The organism is Labrys sp. F242 (assembly GCF_057813875.1).
The window spans coordinates 425,323-441,492 of the sequence record NZ_JBVASG010000001.1; the positions used below are offsets into that span (position 1 = coordinate 425,323).

A 16,170-nucleotide genomic window follows, 5' to 3' on the forward strand; every position below is an offset into this window, starting at 1 on the left:
GCAGCGGCGCGTCAGTCCAGGAGCAAAACGCGTTTAAGTGGAAACGTCTTTTTGCTCTAACTCTTTGTTTCAACGCGTCTTTGCGATTCTTGACGGTTCCGCCAGATCGCCAGACGCTCTTGCCGTCATTGCCGGCTTTGCCGGCCATGACGATCGGCTTTTGTGAACGAGTGTTTCCATGATCCAGAAGATCGTCTCGCCCCTTGGCATTGAAGCTTGGCTGGTCGAGGACTATGCCGTGCCCGTCATCGCAATCGACTTCGCCTTCAAGGGGGGAGCCGCACAGGATCCGGCCGACCGGCCAGGCCTGGCCCATATCATGTCGGCGCTGTTCGACGAGGGCGCCGGTCCCCATGACGACGAGGCCTTCCAGCGCCTGATGGAGGAGAATGCGGTCGAGTTGTCGTTCCATGCCGCGCGCGACCAGATCAATGGTTCGCTGCGCACCCTGGCCGACCGCAAGGCCTTCGCCTTCGATCTTCTGCACTATGCCGTCAGCGAACCGCGCTTCGAGGAAGCCGCGGTCGAGCGCGTGCGCCAGAGCCTGCTTGCCAGCTTGCGCCGCGAGGCCGGTGATCCCAACGCCATGGCATCGCTGGCTTTTTTTGCAGGGCTTTTCCCCGACCATCCCTATGGCCGCCCGTCGCGCGGCACCCTGGAGAGCGTCGGCGCCGTCAGCCGCGACGAGATCGCGGCGCAGCATCGGCGCCTGCTGGCAAAGGATGGGCTGACGGTGTCCATCGTCGGCGCCATTGATGCCCATGACGCCGAGGAAATGCTGGACACGGTGTTCGGCTCGCTACCGACCACGGCCCTGCTGCAGCCGGTGCCCGAAGCGGAACTCGCCGGCTTGGGCGTGCGCAAGATTATTGACCTCGACGTGCCGCAGACGGTGCTGCAATTCGCTACGCCCGGCGTGAAGCGCGACGATCCAGACTTCATGGCCGCCTTCCTGCTCAATCACATCTACGGTGGCGGCAGCTTCTCTTCGCGCCTGTTCCAGAAAGTGCGGGAGGAGAGGGGCCTGGCCTATTCGGTCTCCACCCAGCTCGGCGCACTTGCCCGGGCTGCCTTCGTCGGTGGTGGCGTCGCCACCCGCAATGACAAGGCTGCCGAAAGTCTCGCCATCATCGAGGCTGAGATGGCCGAACTCGCCCGCAATGGGCCCGCCGCCGCCGAATTGGAAAGCGCCAAGAAATACATCATCGGCTCTTATGCGCTGCGCTTCGATTCATCGACCAAGATCGCCAACCAGCTCACCATGATCCAGATCGAGCAGCTCGGCATCGATTTCATCGACCGCCGCAACGGCTTGGTCGAAGCGGTGACACTGGACGATACCAAGCGCGTGGCTCGACGCATGTTCGGGGGCGGCAAGCCCTTCGTCGTCGCCGTCGGGCGTCCGGAGGGATTGTCCTAAGCCGAGCTTTTCGGCGAGGCCAACGGAACAGCGCCAAGAAAATAGCGGTGATCCGCAAGAAATGGCGAGAAAAGCGAGCCGTCCCGATCGTTCTCTTCTCGCCGAGCAAGGTTAAATCGTTCTGCTTACGTCACACTGACTATTGCACGAAGGGGCTGTCTGCATCACCCTGTCGCTCGTCGAGAAGCGGCGGGGGTCGCTGATGCGGGAGGATGTCATGACGCTTTGGAGTGTTTCGGCTGTCGTCCTTGTTGGCCTGATGGCAGCAAGCTGTGCGACCAGTGGTTCTGGAACTTCGCGTGGTTCCGACGTCAGCGGCGCTGCCGTTGCCGTGTCGTCCGGGCGCGTCAGCAAGATCGATCAATTTTCCTACATCACCCCCGCCTGCAGGGAAGTGCCCGGCGTTGCGGCCCATGTCACCAAGCAGGCAGCCTATGGCCGGGCGAGCATCCGCCGGGCGCGCGACTTTTCGCCCTATGAGGCCGGCAATTCCAGTGCCGGCTGCAATTCGAAGCGTGTGCCGGTCTGGCAAGTACTCTACAGCTCTGCCCCCGGCTATCATGGTCCCGATCAATTTGCCTATCGCAAGGCTTTTCCCGACGGCAAGGTGCTCGACGTCGTCGTCAATGTCGACGTGCAATGAGCAAAGCACGTTCATGACTGAACGCCTGTATGCTTTAGCTCCTCGTTTCCAGCCAATCCTACGGATTGGCTGGAACGTCTCGGTGAAGCGAGTCCGTCTCATCGCAAAACGCCTTGGAGTCTGAGGCGCGTCTGCCGGCCGTTCCGATGGCCGGTCCCATGGTGTATTGTCTCAAGCACGTGATGCATTCGTTCCCCAGGTGGGGGATAGAATGTATCAAGTCTTTGATTTCGCGCCTGATTTCTCACTGGTGAAAATCAGCCGCCGATGGACGATTCGCCCCATGGCCATCCGCGCTCTTCCTCAGATCCTGATCGACCGCATCGCTGCCGGCGAAGTGGTGGAGCGGCCGGCAAGCGCCGTGAAGGAATTGGTGGAGAACGCCATCGATGCCGGTGCCAGTCGGATCGAGGTCGTCACCGAGGGAGGCGGGCAGCGCCTGATCCGCATCGTCGATGATGGTTCGGGCATGTCGTCCGAGGATCTGGCCTTGGCCGTGCAGCGGCATGCCACCTCCAAACTGCCGACGGAAGATTTGCTCGCTATCAACACGCTGGGCTTTCGCGGCGAAGCCTTACCGTCCATCGCCTCGGTGTCGCGCCTCAGCATCACCACACGCGAGCGTGGCGCCGCGACGGGGGCGATGATCGCCATCGAGGCGGGCGAGCACCAGGCGATCCGCCCGGCCGCCATCGGGGAGGGCACTCGCATCGAGGTGCGCGATCTCTTCTATGCCACGCCAGCCCGTCTGAAATTCCTCAAGACCCAGCGTACCGAGGCGGCGGCGATCGGCGATATCGTCAAGCGCCTCGCCATGGCCAATCCCGCCATTGCCTTTACCCTCGCGGGCGAAGACCATTCGCCCTCAACCTGGCCTGGTGGTGACGAGGAGACGCGCCTGGGTACCTTGCTGGGGGCCGATTTCATCGACAATGCGATCGCCATCGACGTGACGCGCGGCGATACCCGCTTGCATGGCCATATCGGCTTGCCGACTTTCAATCGGGGTACGGGGCAGCATCAATATCTATTCGTCAACGGGCGGCCGGTGCGCGACAAGCTGCTGCTGGGCGCCGTACGCGGCGCCTATGCCGATCATCTCCCCAAGGACCGTTTTCCGGTTCTGGCCCTCTTCCTCGACATTGCCCCGCAGAATGTCGACGTGAATGTCCATCCGGCCAAGGCCGAGGTCCGCTTCCGGGACGGCGGCCTGGTGCGCGGCCTGATCGTCTCGGCCATCCGCTCTGCGCTGGAACGCGAGTCCGGCCGCAGCTCGAGCGGCAATGCCGATGTCGCCCTCGGCCTGCTTGCGCGCAGTCTCGAGCGCCCCGCCGATCTCGACTGGGACTGGCGGGCTTCGCCCGCAGCGCCTCGCCCGGGGGGGATCGGCACGGGCGGCGGTGGAAGCGGCTTTGCCGCGCCGGCCCAGGCCGGATTCGACACGCTGGTGCTGCCTTCCGCCGATGCGCGGGCCACGGTGGTATCTCCCGCGCCCGACAGCCTCGACCGGCCGCTTGGCGCGGCGCGCGCCCAGCTGCATGAGACCTATATCGTGGCGCAGACCCGGGAGGGCGTCGTCATCGTCGACCAGCATGCCGCCCATGAGCGCCTCGTCTATGAGCGCTTGAAGCGGGAGCGCGCGGCTGCCGGCGCCAAGTCGCAATTGCTGCTGATCCCGGAAGTCGTGGATCTCGATCCCGCCGATGTCGAGCGCCTGACGGCAGCGGGTGAGGATCTGGCGGCCCTCGGCCTGGTGGTGGAACCGTTCGGGCCGGGTGCCCTGCTAGTCCGGGCTACGCCGGCCGCACTGGGCACGACCGATCCGGCTGCGCTCATCCGCGACCTCGCCGACGGCTTTGCCGAATGGGGGTCGGAGATCGTGCTGGAACGGCGCCTGGACCATGTCGCCGCCACCATGGCCTGTCACGGTTCCGTGCGGGCCGGGCGACGCCTGTTGCCAGCCGAGATGGATGCGCTGCTCCGCGAGATGGAGATCACGCCCAATTCCGGCCAGTGCAATCACGGCCGGCCGACCTATGTGACGCTGAAGCTCAGCGACATCGAGGCCCTGTTCGGGCGGCGATAAGCTCGGCGGTATATAAAAGAAAAGGCCGGTCCAGCGCCATCGAGAGATGGAGCTGGACCGGCCATCGGCATTGTGCTTGCTTGAGCGCTTCTTACTTGACCTTTTGGGTCTTGAACACTCGGTCGTACCAGGACTCGCTCTTGTTGCCTTCGGAGGGCAGGGGCTCATTGCCGGCCAGCGGCGCCGAGGCGAGCGGCTTGCGGTAGCCCACCGGCGGCTCGGTCAGCGAGCGGCGCGGCGGCTCGACGCCGGCGGCGAGCGGTGTGGTGTCCTCACCCAGGTTGAGGCGCTTTTGCAGTTCGCTGGGCTTGAGCGGAACGGAGCTGGCCTTGGCCGCGTCGAACGGCTCCGGCGCATCGACCCGACCGGCGCCCGGAACGCGGCCAGCCGCCATCTCATCAGGGGAGAGACGGCCATCGCCATGCTCGGCCTTGCCGCGCGGAATGACGCCGGAGGCCTTGCGCTTCTTGTAGTCTGGGTCCACCGGCCAGTTCGGATCATTGTCGGAAGTCGCGGCCGTACCAGGCGGCGGCAGGTCGAGCTTGCCCGGTTTTGCCAGCGGCGCACGGTCGGAATAGTTGATAGCCGGGGCATCGTCGCCGGTGCCGAGCATCTTCTGGAAGAAGTTCTGCCCAAGGGACTGCGCATTCGCCGCGCCGGCCGGCGCCAGGGCAACCAGTGCCGTCGCCGCAGCCAGGCCAAGCCAAATCTTTGTCCGCATCCTATATCCCAATCACTGCTAGATTTCGGTGCAAATTCCGGGAGAGATCTTCGCTCTACTGCCCGAAAAATGCGTCAAAACCAAGAAACCGATACACTTTCGGGCAACCAGTACCTGAAAAGTCAGGAGGACCCGTGCGTCTGTGGCTCTTTGTTCACCACCATGTCATACAACAGCAGGGCCACGCCCGCAACGATGGCGACATCGGCCAGGTTGAAGACATACCAGGAAAAATCGCCGGCATGGAGCAGGAAGAAGTCGGCGACGGCGCCGTAGAGCACGCCGTCTATGGCATTTCCGAGTGCGCCGCCGATGATCAGGCCGATGGCGATCGCGCCGATTTTCGTGGATATCCGGGCAAGCCAGGCCAGCAACAGCACCACCGCGGCGATGCGGAAGGATATCAGCGCCCAGCGGCCGAACTCGGTTTCCTGCTGGAACATGCCATAGGAAACGCCGCGGTTCCACACCAGCACGAATTGCAGATTGGGAGTCCAGTCGACCGGGCCTGAATTGGCGATGTCGTGGATATAGAGCGCCCAATATTTCTGGCCCTGGTCGATGGCGACGGCGAGAATTGCCGCCACCACGCCAAGGAATGAATGCCGTCCGATAAACCAGGACTTCATTGCTGAGCCCCTGCCGCCGCCTGCCATTCACGCATCGCCGCCGCATCGCGCGGCGTGATGTTGGGGAAGGCGGGATCAGCGGTACTGGGATCGAAATAGCGCCAGGAGCGCGCGCATTTGACGCCACCCGCCCGGCCGGGAACCACCGCGATACCGGGGACGCCGTCGAGGCGATAGGCCTCGGCGGGACCCTCGCCGGCCGCCAGCGTCAACCCTGAGACGATGCAGACATCCTCGAAATCGACGCTGCGCAGCACCGCCAGCGTCGCCTCGTCGGCGACATGGACTGTTGGCGCGGCTTCCAGCGAGGAGCCGATGCGCTTGGCGGCGCGTTCATGCTCCAAAGCGCCGGTGACCACGCGGCGTGCCTCGCGCACCAGGTCCCACTTTTCGGCGAGTGCCGGATCGATCCAGGCCGGATCGGCCGCCGCGAAGGGCTGCAAATGCACGGAAGCTTGTTCACCGAAGCGCGAGGTCCAGGATTCTTCCATGGTGAAGCACAGCACCGGCGCCAGCCACGTGGCCAGGCAGGTGAAGAGCTTGTCGACCACACTCAGCGCCGCCCGACGGCGCAGGGACGATTTCGGATCGCAATAGAGCGCGTCCTTGCGCACGTCGAAGTAAAAGGCCGACAGGTCCGCCGTCATGAAGGTCGCGAGCAGTGCGACCACGCGCTTGTAGTCATAGCTTTCATAGGCGGTGCGCACTTCGCGATCGAGTTCGGCCAGCCGGTGCAGCATCAGCCGCTCGAGTTCCGGCATCTCGGCGGCGGCAACGGTGTCACCGGCCTCGAAATGGGCGAGCGTACCCAGCATCCAGCGCATGGTGTTGCGCAACTTGCGATAGGTATCCTCCACCGTCTTGAGGATTTCGGGGCCGATGCGCTGGTCGTCCGTATAGTCGGAGGTTGCCACCCACAGGCGCAGGATGTCGGCGCCCGAGCGCTTGATCACGTCCTGGGGATCGACGCCGTTCTTCAGGGACTTCGACATCTTCTTGCCGTCCTCCGCCATGGTGAAACCATGGGTGAGGACGATGTCGTAGGGCGCCCGTCCGCGCGTGCCGCAGCTTTCCAGGAGCGAGGAATGGAACCAGCCGCGATGCTGGTCGGAGCCTTCCAGATACATCACGGTATCATCGCCACCGTCGATCTTGCGCTGGATGCCGGCAAGGCCTGGGAAGTGCCTGGGATCCTCGAGCGTGAAGGCGTGGGTGGAGCCTGAATCGAACCAGACGTCGAGGATGTCGTCGACCTTGACCCAGCCTTCGCCGGCCCGCGCGCCGAGGAAGCGCTCGGCGGCGCCTTCCTGGTACCAGGCATCGGCGCCTTCGGCCTCGAACGCCGCGGCGATGGCCTGGTTGACGGCCTCATCCTTGAGGATCTCGACGGCGCCGCCCGGCTTGTCGCGCATGAACACGGCGATCGGCACGCCCCAGGCACGCTGGCGCGAGACCACCCAGTCCGGGCGGTTGGCGATCATGCCGGTGATGCGGTTCTCGCCGGCGGCCGGCACCCATTGCGTCTGCCGGATGGCGTTAAGCGCGAGTTCGCGCAGCGAGGAGCCGTCGCCGAGCGTCGGCCCGATATCGTTGCGCAGAGCGCCGCCTTCCATGCGGACCGGCGTCGCTGCCGGCACCGTGCCTGGCGGCACGACATCGATGGGCTTGTCCATCGCGATGAACCATTGCGGCGTGTTGCGGAAGATCACCGGCTTCTTCGAGCGCCAGGAATGCGGGTACTGATGTTTGATGCGGCCGCGGGCCACGAGGTTGCCTTCGGCCACCAGCGCCTTGATCACCGCGTCGTTGGCATCACCCTTGTCGCCCTTCTCGGTGATGACGCGCTTGCCGGCAAAGCCCGGAGCATCAGCGGTGTAGAAGCTGTCGCCATCCACGGGATAGGGGATATAGGTGCTGATGCCGCGGGCGTTCAGTTCCCGCTGATGCGCGGTCCAGACGTCGAAGTCCTCGCGGCCATGGCTGGGGGCGGTGTGCACAAAGCCGGTGCCCGCCTCGTCGGTGACATGCTCGCCCTCGAGCAGGGGCACGACAAAGCCATAGAAGTGGTCGAAGCCCGCCAGCGGATGGGCGGCCGTAAGGCTCGCGAGTTCACCGGCCTCGACGCCGCCCACGCGCTCATAGGCCTCCACTTTGGCGGCCTTGAACACCTCTTCGGCGAGCTTGTCGGCCAGGATGAAGCTGTCGCCTGCCTTAGCCCAATTGTTCTCGGGTGCAGCAGTGACGCGGTAGAGGCCATAGGCGACGCGGCTCGAGTAGGCGATGGCGCGGTTGCCGGGAATGGTCCAGGGCGTGGTGGTCCAGGCCACGAAGGCAGCCTTGGCCACCTCGTCGCGCGTGGCCCCCGAGCGCACCGGGAATTTCGCCCAGATCATGTCGGAGGTATGATCCTCATACTCGATCTCGGCTTCGGCGAGCGAGGTCTTCTCCACCACCGACCACATCACCGGCTTGGAGCCACGATAGAGTTGGTCGCTCATGGCGAATTTCATGATCTCGCGGGCGATCTGCGCCTCGGCTGAGAAGGCCATGGTGAGATAGGGATGAGCCCAGTCGCCCTCGACGCCCAGGCGCTTGAACTCCTCGCGCTGCACGCCAACCCAATGCTCGGCGAAGGCCCGGCATTCGCGGCGGAACTCGACCAGTGGCACCTCGTCCTTGTTCTTGCCCTTGGCGCGGTACTGCTCCTCGATCTTCCATTCGATCGGCAGGCCGTGGCAGTCCCAGCCCGGCACATAGTTGGAATCGAAGCCGAGCATCTGCTGGGAGCGCGCCACCAAATCCTTCAGGATCTTGTTGAGCGCGTGACCGATATGGATGTTGCCATTGGCATAGGGCGGGCCGTCATGCAGCACGAATTTCGGCCGGCCGGCCGAAGCCTCGCGCAGGCGCTGGCGCAGATTCTGACTCTGCCAGCGCGCCAGGATCTCAGGCTCCTTCTGCGGCAAGCCGCCGCGCATGGGGAAGGCCGTCTGCGGCAGGAACAGGGTCTTGGAATAGTCGAAACCCTCAGGACTCGCCTTCGAGGCTTCGGCGGTCTCGCTGGAGGGGGACGCAACATCGGTCATGAACAGGGATCCGTCGATACGGAGGAAAAGGAAAAGCGGCGCAAACCCGGACCTTCCGCGGAGCTCAGCCGAGCCCGCACGCGGAAGCCGGGACGATAATTCGGGCTATGCGCAACGCGTAATTCATAGCGCGCGTGATAGCAGGCTCTGCGCTCGGGATAAAGCGCCGAGGGAAGGAGAGGCCGGGATTTTCTGGGGCAGAGCCGCCTACGTTGCCCTAGCATGAGCTTCAGCCCCTCCCTATCTGCCATGAAGGCAGCCTTTGCGCTTGCTGGCCCTTTCACTGACATGCTCTGACCTGGAGTTCGAGAATGACCGGTTCGTCCGACTACACGCCCCCGAAGATCTGGACCTGGAACAAGGCGAATGGCGGTGCGTTCGCCAATATCAACCGGCCGATTGCGGGCCCCACCCATGACAAGGAATTGCCGGTCGGCCGTCATCCCCTCCAGCTCTATTCGCTAGGCACGCCGAACGGCGTCAAGGTCACCATTCTGCTGGAGGAATTGCTGGCTCGCGGCCACAAGGGCGCCGAATATGATGCCTGGCTGATCGAGATCGGCAAGGGCGACCAGTTCGGCTCGGGCTTCGTCAACGTCAACCCGAACTCCAAGATCCCGGCATTGCTCGATCGCAGCGGCGCCGAACCGATCCGGGTGTTCGAATCCGGCTCGATCCTGTTCTATCTCGCCGAGAAGTTCGGGGAATTCCTGCCCAAGGATGCCGCTGCGCGCGCCGAGTGCATGTCGTGGCTGTTCTGGCAAATGGGCAGCGCGCCCTATCTCGGCGGCGGCTTTGGCCATTTCTACGCCTATGCGCCGACCAAGATCGAATACGCCATCGACCGTTTCGCCATGGAGGTCAAGCGCCAGCTCGATGTGCTCGATCGCCGTCTGGGGCAGGTGGAATATCTGGCCGGCAGCGACTACACCATCGCCGACATGGCGGTGTGGCCCTGGTATGGCGGCCTCGCCAGGGGCTGGCAGTATGGCGCGGCCGAGTTCCTGCAGGTCGAGGACTACAAGAACGTGCAGCGCTGGGCCGAGGCGATCTTCCAGCGTCCGGCCGTGCAGCGCGGGCGAATGGTCAACCGCACCTCGGGCGAGCCGGCGAGCCAGTTGCGCGAGCGGCACGACGCCAGCGATTTCGAGACGAAGACGCAGGCGAGCTGAGGCGCGACCCTCTCGGGATCGTCGGCATCTCAGTGACAATCCTCATCGAAGATTGTCACGATTGCCTGCTCTTGAAGTACTGCGACAGATGGATGGGAAGAGCAGGCAGAGATGCCTGCGATCCCAGGAAGCGCTGCCCGTCACTGCAAGGGCGGCTTGCGCAGGAAGGCGTTGCGATCGGCCGATTTGACGCGAAGCCAGCTCTCCCGGCCACCGCGCAGCACGCGCATCGGCACTTCTACGCCCGCGGGCCCGCCGCTCCACACCTTGCGATAGAAGTCGGCAAGGCCCTGGACCTCCTCGTTGCGGATGTCGGAGATGACGTCGCCGGCCTTCAGTCCCGCCTTGGCAGCCGGTGAGCCCTTGGCCACGCTGGCGACCACGACCTTGCCGTTGCTTTCCGCCGAGAAGGCGCCGAGCCAGGGACGCGGCGGCTTATCGACCTGGCCACGCGTCAGGAGATCGTCGAGAATGGGCGGCAGGAGGTCGATGGGCACGACCATGTTGATGTCGAAATCCTCGCCGCCCCGTTCCATCTGCAGGAGCAGGGAGCCTATGCCCAGCAGCCTGCCGTCTTCGCCAACCAGCGCCGCACCGCCCCAGGCAGGATGGGCGGGTGCGATGAAGATCGCCTCATCGAGCAGATATTCCCAATAGCCTGCAAATTCCTGCTTGGCCACGATGCGGGCCTCGACATGGCGCCCCGTGCCGTCGACGAAAACGGCTTCCTCGCCGACCGCCGTCTTGCCGGAACTGCCAAGCCCCAGGGCCGGCAGGCCGAGTTGGCCGAGCGCCTGCAACAGGCCGAAGCCTGTTGTCTGGTCATAGGCCAGGACATGGGCGGGAACCACACGCCCCTCCTGCGTGGTCAGCCAGACCTCGTCGGCTTCGGTGACGAGATAGCCGATGGTGAGCACCAGCCCGTCGTCGCGGATGACCACGCCACTGCCTTCACGCTCGGTGCCGAGCGCAGCCGCGGTGAAGGCGTCCTGTGGAATCCTGGCCCGCACGGCCACGACCGAGCGCATGATCGAACGAAGTGTCATCGCTTTCATCTTGGTGAAGGGCGCCTGCAGCAAGGCAGCATGCGCAATACCCGCAATCCGGGCAATGAAGATTTCCTAGAGGTATGCAGCCTGGCGTCGTGCTGCAAGGGCATAAGGGGAAGCGCCATGATGACGGGAGGCCGATCGCGGCTGGCCGATCTGGTCGCTTGAAGGCTTCTTCCTGGCGAGTTTCGCGCCGTATCGGCCGGACCGCACTCAGCTCCGTTTCGCGAACCAGATCACGTGCCGGGCGCCGCTGCGCCCCTTGTTGGCGCGCACGCGAACTTCGTCCACCGCAAAGCCCGCTTGATGCAGCCGCCGGGCAAAGGCCGAGGAAGAACCTTGCGACCACACGGCCAGCAGGCCGCCTGCGGTCAGTGCTCCCCGTGCCGCCGCGAGGCCTTCCAGGCTGTAGAGGCGATCATTGCCGGCATGGGTCAGCCCTTCCGGACCGTTGTCGACGTCGAGCAGGATCGCGTCGAAACGGCGCCCGGAGCGGATCATTCTGTCGACATCGCCGAGCTCGATGCTGACGCGCCGATCATCGAGGCTGCCTGCGAAGATCTCGGCCATGGGCCCCCGGGCCCAGGTGACGACGGAGGGCACCAGTTCGGCGACCACGATCTCGGCATCCTCGGGAAAGCTTGCCAGGGCGGCGCGCAGGGTGAAGCCCATGCCGAGCCCGCCGATCAGGATGCGCGGATGCTTGCGTGCCGCCAGGCGCTCGGCGGTCATCGTCGCCAGCGCCTCTTCCGAGCCGCTGAGCCGGCTGTTCATCAGCTCGATGCTGCCGAGCCTGATCGAGAATTCACTACCGCGCTGCTTGAGGCGCAGTTCTGCGCCGCCATTGGGGATCGTCGCGGTGTCGAGGTGTTTCCAGGGAATCACGGCAGGCTCTTTCCAGACAGGCGCGGATAGCCTTCTCCCCTTGTGGGAGAAGGTGCTCCGAAGGGGCGGATGAGGGGTTTCGCGACAGTACTTAAAGAATGGTGCGACCGCTCATCTGACCTCGCTACGCTCGGCCACCCATGGCACTTCTATCGGAAGTGCCCGGTCCCGCAAGGGGGAGAAGGCTATCCGTGCCTTTCCTATAGATCGTTGTCCTATCCAATGCGCGCCATCACCATGCCGGCCGTCACGGTGGCACCAGCTTGGACTTCCTGCGCCAGCTTTCCGGTCCTGTGTGCCTTGACCTGCATTTCCATCTTCATCGCCTCCATCACGGCGACGACATCGCCCTCCGCGACCTCGGCGCCGTCTTCCACTTGCCAGGAGCGCAGTGTGCCGGCCATCGGCGCGACCACAGCATCGGGCGAGACTTCGGCTTGCGCGGCTGCTGCCGGCGCCGCTGATGGCACGGCCTGGAGGCCGCCCAGCAAGGCGGGGGGCAGACCCAGAGTGACGCGCCGGCCGTCGATCTCCACGGCGGTGCGCAGCAATGTCGCCGCCGGCAGCGGTTCTGGCCGCGTGGCGGCTGCAAGGGTGGCGGCAAAGTCGGTCTCGATCCAGCGGGTGTGGACCTTGAAATCCCGCTCACCGGTAAAGTCGGTATGGCCGATCACCGTGCGATGGAAGGGCAGGACCGAGGCGACCCCCTCGATGCGGAACTCGGCGAGGGCGCGCCGGGCTCGCGCAATGGCCTCGCCCCGCGTCGCGCCGGTGACGATGAGCTTGGCCATCAGGGAATCGAAGCTGCCGGGAATGGTCGAGCCGGTAGTGACGCCGGTATCCAGGCGGACGCCGGGGCCGGAGGGCGGCTCGAAGGCGGTGATGAGGCCCGGCGTCGGCAGGAAGCCGCGTCCGACATCCTCGGCATTGATGCGGAACTCCAGGGCATGGCCTCGTGGCGCCGGCGTTTCGCTGATGCTGAGAGGATGACCGTCGGCGACGCGCAACTGCTCGACCACCAGATCGATGCCCGCCGTCTCCTCCGTTACCGGATGCTCCACCTGCAGACGGGTGTTGACCTCCAGGAAGGAGATCGCATCCGAGGCGCTCAGCAGGAATTCCACCGTGCCGGCGCTGACATAGCCGGCCTTGGCGCAGATATCGCGCGCCGCCTGGTGAATGCGGGCGCGCTGCTCGTCGCTGAGGAAGGGCGCCGGGGCTTCTTCCACCAGCTTCTGGTTGCGGCGCTGCAGCGAGCAGTCGCGCGTGCCGAGCACCACGACATTGCCATGGCTGTCGGCGATCACCTGAGCTTCGATATGGCGGGGGCGATCGAGATATTGCTCGACGAAGCATTCGCCGCGGCCGAAGGCGGTGACGGCCTCGCGTACGGCCGAGTCATAGAGTTCGGCGACCTCGTCCATGCGCCAGGCGACTTTCAGCCCGCGCCCGCCGCCACCGAAGGCGGCCTTGATGGCGATCGGCAGGCCGTGCTGTTCGGCAAAGGCGAGAACTTCGTCGGGGCCACCAACGGGATCGGCGGTGCCGGCGACCAGGGGCGCTCCGACCGCCATGGCGAGCTTGCGGGCCTGTACCTTGTCGCCCAATTGCTCGATGGCCGATGGAGGCGGGCCGATCCAGGTCAGGCCGGCATCGATGACGGCCTGCGCAAAACCGGCGCGCTCGGAGAGGAAGCCATAGCCTGGATGCACGGCATCGGCGCCGCTGCGGCGGGCGATGGCGATGAGCTTGTCGATGTCGAGATAGGTCTCGGCTGGCTTGTCGCCTTCCAGGCCATAGGCCTCGTCCGCCATGCGGGCGTGCAGCGCGTCGATGTCGGCATCGGCATAGACCGCGACCGAGGCGACGCCGTAATCGGCGCAGGCCCGTATCACGCGCACGGCGATCTCGCCTCGATTGGCGATCAGGACCTTCTTGATGGGCATTATCGTCCCCTTGAGCAAAGCGCGTTAAAGCGGAAAGGCTTGTTTACTCTGGTTTTTTGGTTCGACGCGCCTTTGCGACTCCAGGCGATTCCGCCAGGTCGCAAGACGTTTCGGCAAATTGGGTGATCGGCCGGAAACGGATCTGCCCTCCGATGGGAATCTGGCCGGCGCGGTCGAGATGGTAGGGGGCGACCGCCGCGATGACGGGATAGCCGCCGGTCAGCGGATGATCGGCGAGGAACAGCACCGGCTGGCCTGAGGGCGGCACCTGGACCGAGCCCTGGATCGTGCCCTCGCTCGGCAGTTCCTTGCCCTCGCTTGCCGGCGCGCGCTTCAGCGCCCGCTCGCCGTAGAGGCGGATGCCGATGCGATTGGACTGGGGCGTCACCGACCAGGACTGGTTCGCAAAATCCTCGAGCGCTGCCTCGGAGAGCCAGTCGCTGCGCGGCCCCATGACGACGTCGAGAATGACGGGTTCGCCGAGCCTAGGCAGCACGGGTGGCACATCCGGCAACGCCGTCACGGCGCCGGGCGGCGGCGTGAGTCCGGATAGGCGATCGCCGACCACGACGGCCGGCGGCCCGATCTGGGCGAGCGTGTCGGTGGCGGCGCTGCCCAGTACCGGGGCAATGGCGAAACCGCCGCGCACGGCGAGGTAAAAGCGCATGCCGGCCTGCGGCTCCCCGAAATGCAGTCTGTCGCCGGTGGCAAGCGCGATGGCGGCGTGACGCGGCACGGGGTGGCGGGAGCCTTCGGCGGTGGTCAAAGTGAGCGGCCCGTCGGCACCGGTGACGGCGACCACCGTTTCGCCGAGGCAGAGAAGTTCGCAGCCGCCATAGGCAATCTCGAGGCCTGGCATTGGGCCGGGGTTGCCGACCAGCCGGTTGGCACTGCGCAGGGCGGCGCGGTCCATGGCGCCGGAAACGCTGACACCCTGCCGCGCCTGGCCGGGGCGACCCAGATCCTGGAACAGCATCTGGGGGCTTGGCTTGATGACCTCGAAGAGGGGGGAGGTGGGGTCGTTTCCCTCACCCCCGGCCCCTCTCCCCACCGGGGAGAGGGGTGCAGGTCTCGCCATCTCCCCTCTCCCCGATGGTGAGAGGGGGTGGGGGCTCTTACCTTCGCCAACCTCGACGAAGCGCACACGATCGCCGGGCTGCAGCAGAGCGGGGCGCTCGCGTGCAAGGTCCCACATCGGCAGGTCCGTCACGCCGATGATCTGCCAGCCGCCGGGGCTCGCCTGCGGATAGACGGCGCTGAAGCGACCGGCCAGGCCCACGGAGCCTGCGGCCAAGCGCGGGCGCGGCGTGGCACGCCGGGGCAGATCGAAGCTCGGATGGCCGCCGCTGAGATAGGCAAAACCCGGTGCGAAGCCGGTGAAGGCCACTGCGTATTCGCTGCCGGTATGGCGCCGGATCACCTCCTCGACCGGAATTTTGAGGAAATCGGCGACTTCGGCGAGATCCTCCCCATCGTAGCGGACCGGGATCTCGATCAGAGTACCGCTTTGTTCGACATCGGCATCGAGGCGTCGCTGGCCGATGGCGGTGATCAGGTCCCGTTGCGTGATCGCCGCTGGACGGTAGCGCACCAGCAGGGTCCGGGCCGCGGGCACGATATCCTCGATGCCGGCGATGGGCTCGGCGCCCAGGGAGGCCTGCAAAGCCAATGTCTGCGGCAGGTCTGGGAGCTCAACCATGAGGGCATCGAGATTGACCGGCAGGAAGCGCATCAACGCTCTCCGCCCGTCGAGGCCATGAAGGAGCGAATGGCTACGCCCGATCGCTCCAGCAAGGCGCGGATTTCGCGTGCCATGGCGACGGCGCCGGGGCTGTCGCCATGGACGCAGATCGAATCCGCCTCGATGCGGACCGCGCTGCCGTCGATCGCGGGAACCGTGCCTTCCGTCACCAGGTGGAGCATGCGCGCCGCCACCTCCTGCGGGTCGTGCAGCACCGCGCCGGGCTCGCGGCGCGACACCAGCGAGCCATCGGGCATATAGCCCCTGTCTGCGAAGGCCTCGGCGACCACGGTGAGGCCGGCGGCGCGAGCCCAGCCGATGAGGGGAGATCCGGCCAGGGCCACCAGCGTGAGCTCGGGATCGATCTGCCGGATCGCCTCGATGATGGCCTCGGCCTGCCGCCGGTCCTTGGCGATGGTGTTGTAGAGGGCGCCATGTGGCTTGACGTAGCGCACGGTGGTGCCGGCAGCGGTGGCCAGGCCCTTGAGCGCGCCGATCTGGTAGATGGCGTCGGCGATCAGGTCCTCGCTGGCGACATCCATGTTGCGCCGCCCGAAGCCGCCGAGATCGGGATAGGCGATGTGCGCCCCGACCGTCACGCCCTTGGCCTTGGCGGCCCGCAGCGTGGCGAGGATGCCGGTGGGATCGCCGGCATGAAAGCCGCAGGCCACATTGGCGCTGGAGACGATGCCGAGCACCGCCTCGTCATCACCCATGCGCCAGGCGCCGAAGCTTTCGCCGAGATCGCTGTTGAGATCGATGTTCATGGCACGAAGCTCCCGATAATTTTTG

The 16,170-nt window shown here is 65.4% G+C and carries 12 protein-coding genes; 4 read left to right on the plus strand and 8 right to left on the minus strand.

Annotated features, from left to right (window positions below; all coding sequences use genetic code 11):
* The first annotated feature begins 178 nt into the window (after window positions 1-178).
* The 3 genes from ACZYTC_RS02040 to mutL all read left to right on the plus strand — a co-directional run bounded on the left by ACZYTC_RS02040 (window position 179) and on the right by mutL (window position 4,149).
* On the plus strand, window positions 179-1,420 hold the full coding sequence (locus ACZYTC_RS02040; RefSeq protein WP_434957737.1) for a M16 family metallopeptidase: 1,242 nt from the start codon (window positions 179-181) through the stop codon (window positions 1,418-1,420).
* Window positions 1,421-1,637: 217 nt separating this feature from the next.
* The gene (locus ACZYTC_RS02045) at window positions 1,638-2,063 is read left to right on the plus strand and encodes a hypothetical protein (RefSeq protein WP_434957736.1); all 426 of its coding nucleotides are present in this window, start codon (window positions 1,638-1,640) and stop codon (window positions 2,061-2,063) included.
* 283 nt (window positions 2,064-2,346) lie between these two features.
* Window positions 2,347-4,149 (plus strand): DNA mismatch repair endonuclease MutL, encoded by a 1,803-nt coding sequence (gene mutL / locus ACZYTC_RS02050; RefSeq protein WP_488988794.1) that lies wholly within the window; start codon window positions 2,347-2,349, stop codon window positions 4,147-4,149.
* A gap of 91 nt (window positions 4,150-4,240) precedes the next feature.
* Here mutL and ACZYTC_RS02055 read toward each other — a convergent pair whose 3' ends face one another.
* From ACZYTC_RS02055 to ileS, 3 genes are all read right to left on the minus strand, one after another.
* The gene (locus tag ACZYTC_RS02055; protein WP_488988795.1) at window positions 4,241-4,870 is read right to left on the minus strand and encodes a hypothetical protein; all 630 of its coding nucleotides are present in this window, start codon (window positions 4,868-4,870) and stop codon (window positions 4,241-4,243) included.
* 122 nt (window positions 4,871-4,992) lie between these two features.
* Complete coding sequence (gene lspA, locus ACZYTC_RS02060; RefSeq protein ID WP_434957733.1) at window positions 4,993-5,499, minus strand: signal peptidase II; 507 nt, start codon at window positions 5,497-5,499, stop codon at window positions 4,993-4,995.
* On the minus strand, window positions 5,496-8,585 hold the full coding sequence (ileS, locus tag ACZYTC_RS02065) for an isoleucine--tRNA ligase (protein ID WP_488988796.1): 3,090 nt from the start codon (window positions 8,583-8,585) through the stop codon (window positions 5,496-5,498). The genes lspA and ileS overlap by 4 nt, the downstream gene beginning before the upstream one ends.
* Window positions 8,586-8,896: 311 nt before the next feature.
* Between ileS and yghU the strand changes: the two genes are divergently transcribed.
* Window positions 8,897-9,757 carry a glutathione-dependent disulfide-bond oxidoreductase gene (gene yghU / locus ACZYTC_RS02070; RefSeq protein WP_488988797.1) on the plus strand — a complete coding sequence of 287 codons (861 nt, stop codon included), beginning with the start codon at window positions 8,897-8,899 and terminating at the stop codon, window positions 9,755-9,757.
* A 140-nt stretch (window positions 9,758-9,897) separates the two neighbouring features.
* Here yghU and ACZYTC_RS02075 read toward each other — a convergent pair whose 3' ends face one another.
* From ACZYTC_RS02075 to ACZYTC_RS02095, 5 genes are all read right to left on the minus strand, one after another.
* Entirely contained in the window at window positions 9,898-10,803 is a 906-nt protein-coding gene (locus tag ACZYTC_RS02075; RefSeq protein WP_441770366.1) for a S1C family serine protease, read from the minus strand.
* Window positions 10,804-11,019: 216 nt separating this feature from the next.
* Window positions 11,020-11,691 carry a spermidine synthase family protein gene (locus ACZYTC_RS02080; protein WP_441770367.1) on the minus strand — a complete coding sequence of 224 codons (672 nt, stop codon included), beginning with the start codon at window positions 11,689-11,691 and terminating at the stop codon, window positions 11,020-11,022.
* A 215-nt stretch (window positions 11,692-11,906) separates the two neighbouring features.
* Window positions 11,907-13,631, minus strand: a complete 1,725-nt coding sequence (locus tag ACZYTC_RS02085; RefSeq protein WP_441770528.1) for an acetyl/propionyl/methylcrotonyl-CoA carboxylase subunit alpha — start codon at window positions 13,629-13,631, stop codon at window positions 11,907-11,909.
* A 49-nt stretch (window positions 13,632-13,680) separates the two neighbouring features.
* A complete protein-coding gene (locus ACZYTC_RS02090; RefSeq protein WP_441770368.1) occupies window positions 13,681-15,369 on the minus strand; it encodes a 5-oxoprolinase subunit B/C family protein in 1,689 nt (562 codons plus the stop codon).
* Window positions 15,369-16,145, minus strand: a complete 777-nt coding sequence (locus ACZYTC_RS02095; protein ID WP_441770369.1) for a LamB/YcsF family protein — start codon at window positions 16,143-16,145, stop codon at window positions 15,369-15,371. The genes ACZYTC_RS02090 and ACZYTC_RS02095 overlap by 1 nt, the downstream gene beginning before the upstream one ends.
* Between the last annotated feature and the right edge of the window lie 25 nt (window positions 16,146-16,170).

Excerpts from the sequence above, each read along its gene's own strand:
- ACZYTC_RS02040 (WP_434957737.1), top strand. The coding sequence starts at position 179 with ATGATCCAGAAGATCGTCTCGCCCCTTGGCATTGAAGCTTGGCTGGTC.
- ACZYTC_RS02045 (WP_434957736.1), top strand. The coding sequence starts at position 1,638 with ATGACGCTTTGGAGTGTTTCGGCTGTCGTCCTTGTTGGCCTGATGGCA.
- mutL (WP_488988794.1), top strand. The coding sequence starts at position 2,347 with ATGGCCATCCGCGCTCTTCCTCAGATCCTGATCGACCGCATCGCTGCC.
- ACZYTC_RS02055 (WP_488988795.1), bottom strand. The coding sequence starts at position 4,870 with ATGCGGACAAAGATTTGGCTTGGCCTGGCTGCGGCGACGGCACTGGTT.
- lspA (WP_434957733.1), bottom strand. The coding sequence starts at position 5,499 with ATGAAGTCCTGGTTTATCGGACGGCATTCATTCCTTGGCGTGGTGGCG.
- ileS (WP_488988796.1), bottom strand. The coding sequence starts at position 8,585 with ATGACCGATGTTGCGTCCCCCTCCAGCGAGACCGCCGAAGCCTCGAAG.
- yghU (WP_488988797.1), top strand. The coding sequence starts at position 8,897 with ATGACCGGTTCGTCCGACTACACGCCCCCGAAGATCTGGACCTGGAAC.
- ACZYTC_RS02075 (WP_441770366.1), bottom strand. The coding sequence starts at position 10,803 with ATGACACTTCGTTCGATCATGCGCTCGGTCGTGGCCGTGCGGGCCAGG.
- ACZYTC_RS02090 (WP_441770368.1), bottom strand. The coding sequence starts at position 15,369 with ATGCGCTTCCTGCCGGTCAATCTCGATGCCCTCATGGTTGAGCTCCCA.
- ACZYTC_RS02095 (WP_441770369.1), bottom strand. The coding sequence starts at position 16,145 with ATGAACATCGATCTCAACAGCGATCTCGGCGAAAGCTTCGGCGCCTGG.